At 62.4% G+C, this 10,984-nt stretch carries 8 protein-coding genes; 4 read left to right on the top strand and 4 right to left on the bottom strand.

Annotation, left to right across the window (positions count from 1 at the left end):
- Positions 1-123 precede the first annotated feature (123 nt).
- From FHW96_RS06565 to FHW96_RS06555, 3 genes are read left to right on the top strand one after another with little or no spacing between them, the layout of a single operon-like run.
- Positions 124-1,137, top strand: a complete 1,014-nt coding sequence (locus tag FHW96_RS06565) for a LacI family DNA-binding transcriptional regulator (RefSeq protein ID WP_172339749.1) — start codon at positions 124-126, stop codon at positions 1,135-1,137.
- A 1-nt stretch (position 1,138) separates the two neighbouring features.
- Complete coding sequence (locus FHW96_RS06560) at positions 1,139-2,023, top strand: shikimate 5-dehydrogenase (protein ID WP_172339748.1); 885 nt, start codon at positions 1,139-1,141, stop codon at positions 2,021-2,023.
- On the top strand, positions 2,023-3,033 hold the full coding sequence (locus FHW96_RS06555) for a class 1 fructose-bisphosphatase (protein ID WP_216650803.1): 1,011 nt from the start codon (positions 2,023-2,025) through the stop codon (positions 3,031-3,033). The genes FHW96_RS06560 and FHW96_RS06555 overlap by 1 nt, the downstream gene beginning before the upstream one ends.
- On the opposite strand, the gene FHW96_RS06550 is transcribed toward FHW96_RS06555, so the two are convergent.
- Positions 2,976-4,082: an aromatic ring-hydroxylating dioxygenase subunit alpha gene (locus FHW96_RS06550; protein WP_172339747.1), complete on the bottom strand. Its 1,107-nt coding sequence runs from the start codon at positions 4,080-4,082 to the stop codon at positions 2,976-2,978. The two genes, FHW96_RS06555 and FHW96_RS06550, sit on opposite strands and share 58 nt — an antisense overlap.
- A 69-nt stretch (positions 4,083-4,151) precedes the next feature.
- Here FHW96_RS06550 and FHW96_RS06545 point away from each other — a divergent pair, with 69 nt between their 5' ends.
- Positions 4,152-4,706: a TetR family transcriptional regulator gene (locus FHW96_RS06545; RefSeq protein WP_172339746.1), complete on the top strand. Its 555-nt coding sequence runs from the start codon at positions 4,152-4,154 to the stop codon at positions 4,704-4,706.
- A gap of 30 nt (positions 4,707-4,736) precedes the next feature.
- On the opposite strand, the gene FHW96_RS06540 is transcribed toward FHW96_RS06545, so the two are convergent.
- The 3 genes from FHW96_RS06540 to FHW96_RS06530 all read right to left on the bottom strand — a co-directional run bounded on the left by FHW96_RS06540 (position 4,737) and on the right by FHW96_RS06530 (position 10,915).
- Positions 4,737-6,653, bottom strand: coding sequence for a mechanosensitive ion channel family protein (locus tag FHW96_RS06540; protein ID WP_371815661.1), 1,917 nt, complete (start codon positions 6,651-6,653; stop codon positions 4,737-4,739).
- Between the two features lie 156 nt (positions 6,654-6,809).
- Positions 6,810-7,895 carry a nucleoside hydrolase gene (locus FHW96_RS06535; RefSeq protein ID WP_253950790.1) on the bottom strand — a complete coding sequence of 362 codons (1,086 nt, stop codon included), beginning with the start codon at positions 7,893-7,895 and terminating at the stop codon, positions 6,810-6,812.
- A 101-nt stretch (positions 7,896-7,996) separates the two neighbouring features.
- A complete protein-coding gene (locus FHW96_RS06530; protein WP_172339744.1) occupies positions 7,997-10,915 on the bottom strand; it encodes a TonB-dependent siderophore receptor in 2,919 nt (972 codons plus the stop codon).
- Positions 10,916-10,984: the final 69 nt, after the last annotated feature.

The following is a 10,984-nucleotide window of genomic DNA, read 5'->3' as shown; positions in this document are numbered from 1 at the left end:
TTGGTCATAGAAAACGTTTTCTCACCACTTTTGTCAAGAGCCCTTGCATTTTGTGCGTGATTGAAGGCATGATGCAGCGCAGGAGGGGCCATCAGGCCGTTTGATAAGTGAGAACGTTTTCTGATGCCTGTTGAAGTCAAACCCGTCGGAATTAAGGATGTCGCCAAAGTCGCCAATGTTTCGCCCGCGACCGTCTCGCGCGTGCTCAGCGGGCGCCCGGTCGACCCGGCCATGCAGGAGCGGGTCCAGGCCGCCGTCATCTCGACCGGTTATCGCCCCAATCTTGCCGCACGCCGCCTGCGTTCGCAACATACCAACACCATCGGCCTCATTCTGGCCGACATTCGCAACCCCTTCTTCACCGCCGTTTCACGCACCATCGAAAGTCTTGCAGCGGCGCGCGGCCTGCGGGTCATCCTGTGCAACACCGACGAGGACCCGGCCAAGGAGGCCATGTATCTCGAACTGATGCAGCAGGAGCGGGTAACGGGCATCATCCTTGCGCCCTCACGCCAGAGGGTCACGCGGGCGGGCGACCTGGCGATGGATTGCCCGGTGGTGCTGATCGACCGCGCCATCCCCGGCGCGCGCGAGGATTGCGTGCTGCTCGACAATGAGGCCATGGCTGGGCTGCTGCTCGAACATCTGCACGATCAAGGCCACCGCCGCATCGCGGGCCTGTTCGGGGCCAGCAGCAGCACCGGCATCGAGCGTCGCAACGGCTTTGAACGGGGCGCCGCACGCCTTGGCATTACGGTTGACGCGCTGGCCATTCCCCATGCGCCGGGCGAGGCGGAAAAGGCGGTTGCCGCCCTGCTTTCCCAGCCCGATCGCCCCGATGCGCTGATGGCCAGCAACGGCGTCATGCTGATCTCGGTGCTGCGGGCCTTGCGCTCGCTCTCGCTGGAGGTGCCGCGCGACATTGCACTGGCCGGTTTCGACAACAGCGACTGGATGGAACTGATCGGCAATGGCTTGACCGTGATAGAACAGCCGGTCGAGGAAATCGGGCGGACGGCGATGACCATGCTGCTCGACCGGCTGGAGCATCCCGATGCCGCGATGCGCAAAACCGTCCTTTCCGGCAAACTTATCGCGCGCGGATCAAGCGCGCGCAACCAAGCAACAGGAAGCTGACATGCCCATCAAGCCCCCCATCGCCAAGCCCCCCATCGGACGCGACACACAGCTTTGCATGTCGCTCTCGGGCCGCCCCGGCAATGCCGGATCGCGGCTGCATAACCGGCTCTATGAACTGCTGGGTCTGGATTATGTCTATAAATCCTTTTCCACCCGCGACCTGCCCGCGGCCATCGGCGGCATTCGCGCCTTGGGCATTCGCGGCTGCGCGATCTCGATGCCGTTCAAGGAGGATGTCATCCCCCTGCTCGACAGCATCGAAGCCTCGGCAGCGGCCATCGACAGCGTCAACACGATCGTCAATGACGAGGGCGTGCTGAGCGGGCATAACACCGATTATACCGCCGTGCGCGATCTTGTGGCGGCGAGCGGGCTGGATCCGTCCTTGCCCTTTCTCCTGCGCGGCAGCGGGGGTATGGCCAAGGCGGTCGTTGCCGCCCTGCGCGACAGCGGTTTTGCTCATGGCACGATCATCGCCCGCAATGCGCAGGCCGGACAGGCTCTGGCCGCGCAATATGGCTATGACTGGCGACCGGATCTGCCCGAAATCGGCGCGGCCATGCTGGTCAACGTCACCCCGCTGGGCATGGAGGGGGCCGATGCCGAGGCGCTGGCCTATCCGCTCGATTTCATCGCGGATTGTCAGATCGCCTTCGATGTCGTGGCCCAGCCCGCCCTCACGCCCTTTGTCCGCGCGGCAGAAGCGGCGGGCAAAGTGGTGATTTCGGGGGCCGAAGTCATCGTCCTTCAGGCGGTGGAGCAATTCGTGCTCTACACCGGCATCAGGCCCGATGCTGCGGCCATCGCCGATGCCGCCAGTTTTGCCCATGGCCCGCAGGTGGGCGCGTTGATGAGCGCGATGGCGCAGGGAAAGGGACAATAATGGCAGCCGATCACGTGCAACCCATCACGCTTTCACGCTTTCTGATCGAGCAGCAGCGTCTGCCCGACCACCCCTGCCCCGCCGAACTGCGCCTGCTGATCGAAACGGTGGCGCGCGCCTGCAAGGCGGTGGGCCATGCCATTTCCCGAGGGGCGCTGGGCGATGTGCTGGGCGCACTGGGCAGCGAGAATGTGCAGGGCGAGGTTCAGAAGAAGCTGGACGTGATCGCCAATGATCTCCTGCTCGACGCCAATGAATGGGGCGGGCATCTGGCCGCGATGGCGTCGGAAGAAATGGAGACGATCCACCGCATCCCCAATCGCTATCCCAAGGGCGAATATCTGCTGCTCTTCGATCCGATCGACGGGTCGAGCAACATCGATGTCGACCTGTCGGTAGGTACGATTTTTTCCGTCCTGCGCGCCCCCGAAGCCTGCGCCGGGCGCGATGTGACCGAGGAGGATTTCCTGCAAGCCGGCCGCGAGCAAGTGGCCGCAGGCTATGCGCTCTATGGTCCGCAAACGCTGCTGGTGCTGACCATCGGCACGGGGGTCTATGAATTCATGCTCGACCGCGAGGTGGGGTCATGGCGGATGACCGACGGGCCGATGCAAATCCCGGCGGGCACGCGCGAATTTGCCATCAACATGGCCCGCCGCCGCCAATGGTCCCCCGCCGTCGCCCGCTATGTCGAAGAACGCATTCTGGGCGCCGAAGGGCCGTGCGGGGTGGATTACAACATGCGCTGGACCGCCTCGATGGTGGCCGATGTGCATCGCATTCTCAAGCGCGGCGGGGTGTTTCTCTACCCTGCCGACCACCGCACCACCGGCAAGGCCCGCCTGCGCCTGCTCTATGAAGCCAATCCGATGAGCTTCCTGATCGAGCAGGCCGGGGGCAGCGCCAGCGATGGCGCGGGGCGGATCATGGATGTGGTCCCCACCGGCCTGCATCAGCGCATCGGTGTGATGCTGGGCGATCCGGCCGAGGTCAAGGCCATCACGGGCTGAAGCGCGACCTCTTGGCGCTCCATGGTCTCGGCATGGGCCAGCTTTTCGACCAGCCGGTTGAACAGCGTCACGCCGCGATCATGGGCCGTGGGCATCACATCCTGCGCCGCCGTGGTGTCGATCACCTTCTGCTGGGCCTCGATCATCGCCTTGTCCTCGGCAAAGGCCATGCCCGCGATGCCCATCATGTGATCGCGCATCGCCTCATCACCGAATTTGCGGTGCGGGCCCCAAGAGAAGAAATAGCGCGAGGTCTTGTCGGTCAACGGGGTCACCGCCTGACTGGTGAAATTGAGGCCCTGAATGGCCTCTTCCATCGGCGGCGCGGCATAGTTCAACCGCTTGGCTGTGCCCGCCGGATAATTCCCGCTCCACATCAGCAACACGCCGGGCAGCAGGAAATCATAGGTGGACCAGCCATCGATCAGTTCCTCTGATTTGCGATTACTGGCGCCATGGGTGTTTTCCATCCAGCGTTCGACCCGGACGCCGCGCGCCAGCGGGGTAACTTTAGGCGGAGAAGAGGCAAATTCCGGGCCTGCGCCAAAGCTGGCGGCGTGAACATAGGTCAAGTGGCTGAAATCGAGCAGATTATCGTTGATGAGCCGCGCCTCGGCCTGATAATCGAGAAAGCCGCAGCCCAGAATATAGTCCGGATCATCAAAACCCACCGCAGGCGGGATCAGCGCGGGGTCCGCCGCTTCCACATCTCCCATCCAGACCCAGATCCAGCTGTGGCGCACCACCACCGGATAGGAGCGCACGCGGGCGCGGGCCGGGATCAGGTCCTGCCCGGGAATCTGCGCAACCTTGCCCCCGGCCTCGAACAGCAGGCCGTGATACATACAGCGCAGATGCTCTCCCTCGCATCGGCCCAGCGAAAGCGGGGCAAAGCGGTGGACGCATTTGTCCTCCAGCGCATGAACCGCGCCTGAGGCCGAGCGCCAGATGACGAGGCGATCCCCAAGGATGGTCAGGGCAAAGGGTTTTTCGGGGGCAAGATCCTGCTCCCATCCGGCGACATACCAGGCATTGCGAACATAGGTCATGGCGGCCTCTTGGCTATTCTCTCCGCGGGGCAACTTGACTTAACACTGTTAAATGGTCAACAAAAAGATATGGCACGCCCCGCTCCCGCCCTTCTTGATCGTGATCGATTGATCGCCGCCGCCTTTGCGCAGCTCGAAGAGGACGGGCTTGATGGCCTGAGCATGCGCCGCCTCGCCACGCGGGTGGGGGTGCAGGCTCCGGCACTTTACTGGCATTTCAGTGACAAGGCGGAACTGCTGGGCCTGATGGCGCGCGAGATTTACGCCGCCGCCTATGCCGCCGTGCCGCGGGCCGATGATTGGCAATTGTGGCTGGGCCGGTTTGGCCGAGCGCTGAGGCACAGTTTCGCCGCGCATCGCGATGGCGCGCGGCTCTGCGCGGCGGCCAGCCCGCCCCAGCCCGGAGAACCGGCCAGCCACGCCGCCGCCATCGCCGCGCCCCTCATCGCGCTCGGTCTGGACCAGAAGCGCGCCCTTGCCTGTCAAGCGGTGGTGATTTCCTTTACGCTGGGCTGGGAATCATTTGAGGCTAACGGCCCGATGCGCCAATTCCTGCGCCAGATGATGGATTTCGACGCCACCTTTGAGACCGGGCTCGACGCGCTGGTGCGCGGTCTGGCCTGATCCGGACCACCTGCGGTCAGTGCGCTGCGCTTAATTCGATCTGATCTTAATATCCCTGCCCTCCCCCTGTCCGGCAAGCCAGAAGAGCAGATCGCTGCGGGTTTGGGCCACACCCATTCCGGGTTTGGCATAGGCCTTGATATCAAACACCCATTCGGCATCGCCCAAATGCTTGAGATAGATCTGGGGGGCGGGTTGGTCGCGTAAGGGGGCAAAACCTTTCAGCATTTCCAGCAACATGTCGCGCGCCGCCGCCACCGTGACGCCGCCCGAAACGGTCAACGTCAGATCCAGCCTGTTCGCCATCAGCGTATCGTCACGATTGGCCACATTGGAGGAGATAAAGGATGAGTTGGGCACAATCACAATGCCGCCGTCGGCGGTGGCCAGTTCTGTGGCGCGCACGCGAATCTTGCGGATCGTGCCTTCGGCCCCCGATACCGAAACCCAATCGCCGGGCTTGACCGGCCGCTCAATCAACAGGATCACGCCCGATACAAAGTTCTGGATGATCGATTGCAGGCCAAAGCCGATTCCCACCGAAAGCGCACTGGCGATCAGAGTGATCTTTTCCAGTTGCAGACCCAGCATATTGGTCGCGCCGAGCAGGGCGATCAGGGTTCCGATATAGGTGAGTCCGGTTGCCAGCGAGGTGCGCACGCCGATGTCGAGCGAGGTGGAAGGCAGAAAGCGATTTTCCAGCCACCCGCGAAACATGCGCGTCAGGGCAATGCCCACGACCAGCACGCAGAGCGCCATACCCACGCTGCGCGGGGAAAGATCGAGCGAGCGCAGCGAATTGAGCAGCGGCATAGGCCGGATCTGCTCAATCACCACGGCATTGTCGCCATGCAGCGGCGCCGCGACAAGACCAACGGCAAACAGCCAGACCAGAACCGTAAGCACGGCGCTGGTCAATAAGGCGATCTGCCTGGCCCGGGCGCGATGAATACCCGCAGCGGCGCCTGCAGCGCGTTCGGTTGGTCCCCCGGCATCGGACCATTGCACAAGAGCCGCGTCGATAAAGCCTGCGATCAGCCAGGCGATGGTCAGCACCAGACCAGCCCAGAGCAATTCCTGCAGGATCAGCATGGAAAACTGGACATGCCCGGAGACAAACGCCGCCACGCCCGCGCCAACCGCCAGCCATAGAAAAACCGTGGCGCCGAATATCGCCGGCGCAGCCGCGCTCTTCCGATTTGCCGCCCCTGTTTCCGCCTCCTGTTCGCGGGCGCGGCCCACCACCACCAGAAAGCGGGCAACAAGAATGGTTTCGACCAGAGCGATCAGACCCTGCGCGATCGTCCAACTGGTGCTGTTGGCATGGACGACATGCGAGGTCTGATCGATGACATTGGTGACGCCCAGCATGATGCCCGCAGCCAGCGCATATTTGCCTATGCAGCCATCGAGTTCGGCGCACAGGCGCAGAGGGCGCATCTCCGGGGCGGCGGGCGAATCCAGCGCCCGCCCCAGTCCCAGCCCCAGACCCGCGATGCCCAGCCCCATCGAAAGCGCATCAGCCACCCGCTCGGTTTCAGGCAGGAGCCTCACGGTCAAATCCAGCCCCCAGAAGACTATCTGCACCGCCAGAAAGACCAGCAATGTGGTGAGGAAAACCGTGCCGACCGCTTTAAGCCCAATGGCGGCCCGCGACGCCAAAGGCAGCCGTTGCAACCACAGCACGAAACGATGAAGCAGCCCGAGGCGAAAGGGCCATACGATCAGCAGGCTCATACCGGCGGTGATCAACAGGATCGGCAGGCCAAAAGCGTTTTTGAAGGGCTCGGCCAATTGGCGTTCCATCAGCGTCAGGGCCGTGCCGAGATCACGCTGCAAGGCGGGCAGGATCGGCAGATGATCGTTACCCGAGGCATAAATGGCGGCAGGCAGACGGGCATCGATAAAGCCGCCCGACGCCAGACCGGCCGCCGCCACAAGGATCACACGCAATACACTGGAACCAAACGGCATTCATTCACCCTTATGCTGCGCAGGAGGTAGCATGGCGACCATGACTCCATCAGCATAATGATTCGCAGGGCGTAAGGTTCGCCCCCTGAAGACCCTTGTGGTATCGACCCAACTGGGGACAGAGGCCGTTTATCGTCGCTCGTCCCTGCCCCCCTGCGCGATCCTGAAGCGAGCCAGCATATCGCGGAATGTCAGACCGGCATCTATCTGGGTGTAAACGCGCATGAGACGGCTATCGGCCCTGTCCGCATAGGCGCCATTGTCGAGCAGGCGCGGCGTGGGCATGGCCACATAGCGACAGGAAGCCGGGTCCGGCTGCATTGGGGGAACCAGCGCGGTCAGCGTAACCAGCGGACTGTCGCCCAGCACATAGGCGTCCGAAGCAGGCACCGGAGGAACACCGGGTATTTTCGCAAACATTTCCGGGATAGCATCCACGCGGGCTTGCAGATAGGCGCCCAGCGGACCGGTCCCGCCCAGCTCTTCCAACTCGGCATTGGAAAACAACATCTGGCTATAGGCGTCGGAAGGCACCTGCCAGATCTCTATATCGGATTCGTTGAAGATCACCTGCGCGGCCAGCGGGTCGATGGAGAAATTGAACTCGGGTTCGTCAGACTTGGCTCCCGGATTGCCAAGGCCCTTGTGCTTATTGCCGCCGATCCAGATCAGCCGGATCCGCTGCCCGATCTTTGGCTCGCTCAGCCAGGCCAGCGCCAGATCGGTCAGTCCGGCCCCGGCGGCATAGATCAGCGGTTCCTTCGCATCCTCGCGCATCGCCTCGCGCACGATGGCCTTGCTGGCCTTGCTGGACTGCCATGACGAACGCGAGGCGATGGACGTTTCGGAACCCGCGATGGGATCATGGACCTTGCCCAGCCCCATGATCGTCAAAAGCTCACGCGCGCGGTCGGCCGAATCCCGCGCATCATGCCCGCTGGCGAAATGTCCGGGCAGATGCGAGCCGATGATCAGCGGGATGGAGACGGCGCGGCACAGCACATGATGCGCCAGTTGAAAGAGCCCGTCAGGATCTCCGGCAAAATCATTGTCCAGAATGACCCGCGCCAACAGCGGTTGCCCGCCCCAGACCGCGCCGCCGCCCGCCACACTGGCCAGACCGGCGATGGCCGAACCGACAAACAACCTGCGATCCATGGCCAAAGACACGATCCACTCTCCCCAATTCTTGATGTTGAGGAGCGTTTTCGCCAATTATTACATCAAGTAAAATAGAGATTTTTGGGCCATCCATAGATCAGACCTATAGAACAGCGTGAGCCCCTCTCGCCGGAAAGGCTCACGCCTGCCTGACCTTACAAGTGGAAGCGGATGCCGGCGTAATAGGCCCGCCCGATCACGTCATAGAGCGCCTGATTGGTAAAGCCCGCAGTAGCGCCGACCTGCGGCGGCTGGGTGTCAGCCACGTTGGTCACGCCGAAACGGAACTCAAAGCCAGATTTCGAGCGGATGCGCGCGAACAGATCGACATATTGCATCGCCCCCGGCCCGGCCACGGTGCTGGCCGGATTGGTGACGATGGAATTGTCCGCAAACGAGCTCATCCGCCGCCAGCGCGCGCCCACCTGCACCGCGCCGCGTTCATAGGCGACCTGACCCGACCATTTCCACCGAGCATAGGTGTCGGTACCCGAAATCGTGCCGAGGTAATTCTGCCACGCCGCCGCCGGAAGCGCCTGAATGCGGAAGCTGTTGAGCCAACTGACATTGAGGTTGAGCGTCAGCGTACCCGCCTTTTCGCCCATCCCCACGGCCGATAGCGGCAAGGCCCAGTCGAAGGCCGCATCGATGCCATCGGTCTTGTACCCGCCCAGATTGAGCAAGGGCTGATAGAGATTGGTGATCTGGCCGGTGGTGTTCGACCGGGTGATCAACTGACAGAACATATTGTTAGGGTCATAGGTCGGGTTCGACCCATCGGTGTTGTAGCATTTGTTGAGGATGTTCTGACCCACGATCTGGCCGATCGTGTTGTTGATGGCGATGTTGTAATAATCGACCGACAGACTGATCCGGCGCAAAGCCTCGCCCGCCATCGTGGGCTGGAACACGGCGCCAAGGGTAAAGCTGGTGGCGGTTTCGGGTTGCAGGGCGCGGTTGCCCGCTGTGGTGGCGCCCACGCCGACATTGGCCTGTGTGAAAGACGAGGCAATCGAACCGGGCATGCCTTGGGCAAGGCAGAGCGCCAGCACCTGTGCCCCATTGGCCCCGTTGCGCAGATTGCCGGTAGCGTTACAGGGATCGCCTGAGGAAGGTGCGGCGCCGATATTGGCCACGGTGCTGGCCTGGGGCAGGAACAATTCACCGATATTGGGCGCGCGCACCGCCCGCTGATACCCCCCGCGCAGCAGCAGCGGCGAGGCCACGCGCCAGTCGAAATTGATCTTGTAGGTCGAATTGCCCCCCGCCAGATTGTAATGCGAATAGCGATAACCGGCAGTAATATTGAAGGATTCCACGAGCGGCAGTTTGGCCAGCACCGGGATCAGCGCCTCGACGGAGCCTTCCCAGACATTGGTGCTGCCCACGGTATTGGCAATGGCCGAAACCGCTGCAATATCGCCCGCCAGCAGCGACGGATCCGGGTTCACGCGGAAGGTGTTGCGGCGATAGGTGCCGCCGACATTGACCTTCACGTCGCCTGCGGGCAGCTTGAACAGGCTGCCGGTCAGACTGGCGCTGAGTTCGGTCTGGGCGATCTTGGTGCTGCTCAGCGTCTTGCGCGAGACATAATCGATGCAGGATTGCGAGACCGGATTGGGGCCGAAGATGTTGAAACCGCCTGCGCAAAGGCTGGCCCCGCCATCGGCCGCGTTGAGCAACTGGTTGACCGCGCTCAGGCTGACCGAACCGGAAGTGTTGCGGTCATCCGCCGTTGTCTGGCCATAGCTGGCATAGGCATCATAGGACCATGCCGAAGACAATTTGCCATTGGCGCCCAGCGTCGCCTGCAACGTGTCGGTGGCGCTGGAAAAGGCGCGTGGGCCCGCTTCCTCGAAACGCTTCACAAAGGCGAAGGGCGCGCTGGGATTGGTGCGACTGGCCAGAACGGCGGCAAGGGCGGTGTTGGCCTGAACAAAAGGATTCGTGACGGGCACGTTGACTCCGGTGGCCCCCACCGCGTTCAACTGCGCATGGCTGCCCTGCGAGCGGGCGAGTGAATGGGCAAACTGGAACTGGCCAAACACGGTCAGCTTGTCCGACACTTCATATTCGGCCCGCGCCAGAGCGGCCCAGCGATGCATCGGATTTTGCAGCCGGTTGGTGCAATTGCCGTCATAGCCAAAGCCCGCCGCGCCATTGTTGACCACGCAGGGGTCGCCCGTCGGCTTGTAATTGGTGCCTGGCGCTTGGCTGCGATAGAGCGTGCCATCGCCGTTGATGCCGAAATTGCCGGTGCGCGGCATCGTCCCGGCCGCATAGCCATAGGAGCCGAAGATCGTGTTCACAACGCTCTGGCTGGGAAGATTGGTACCGCTGGGCGAATAGAAGCCATTGCCCATTTGCGGGGCCAGATTGCCGGTTGGCGTGGAAAAGGCACGGTCGCGAAAGCCGATGGCGCCGCGATCGGCATATTCGCCCGACAGGATGACATGGCCCCGCCCATCGGCAAAATCGCGGCCGGTGATGGCGGAAAACTGGCGGTTGGGTGCATCGCCCAATTCCGAGATCCCCATCTGGGCGCTGGCCTCAAAACCGGAAAAGCGGTGGCGCAGCTTGAAATTGACCACGCCGGCAATCGCGTCCGAACCATAGGTGGCCGAGGCGCCCCCAGTGATGACCTCAACACCTTGCAAAGCCGAGGTGGGGATGGTGTTGATATCGACTACCGATTGCGCATTGCCCGGCTCCATCCGCCGCCCGTCGAGCAGCACCAGCGTTCGCACCGTGCCAAGGCCCCGCAGGTTGAGATTGGCCTGTCCGATGCCCAGCCCGCCCGAACTGCCATTGGAAAAGCCGCCGGTGCCAACGCCAAAGCTGGGCATTTGCAGCAGGTAGCTGTCGATGGTGGGCGTGCCCGAATTCTGGATCGCGGCGGGCGAAACGGTGACGATGGGGCTTTGCGCGACATAGTCCTGACGCGCGATGCGTGAACCGGTCACGACGATTTCGGCGGCCTTCGTCTGATCGCTGCTTTGCTGCGCCAGCGCCGGATTAGCGCAAACGCAGGAAATTAGCGACGATCCCAGAAGAAGTCTGGTGCATTTATGCATGATTCGTCCCCTCACGAATAATATTATTTATCGGTGATGGGGCAGTTTATTATTGCACCATCTTATTTA

This window comes from Novosphingobium sp. SG751A (assembly GCF_013149295.1).
In the GTDB taxonomy this organism is placed as follows: domain Bacteria; phylum Pseudomonadota; class Alphaproteobacteria; order Sphingomonadales; family Sphingomonadaceae; genus Novosphingobium.
Note: the sequence above shows the minus strand (reverse complement) of the source record. Positions and strands in the feature narration are given on the sequence as shown.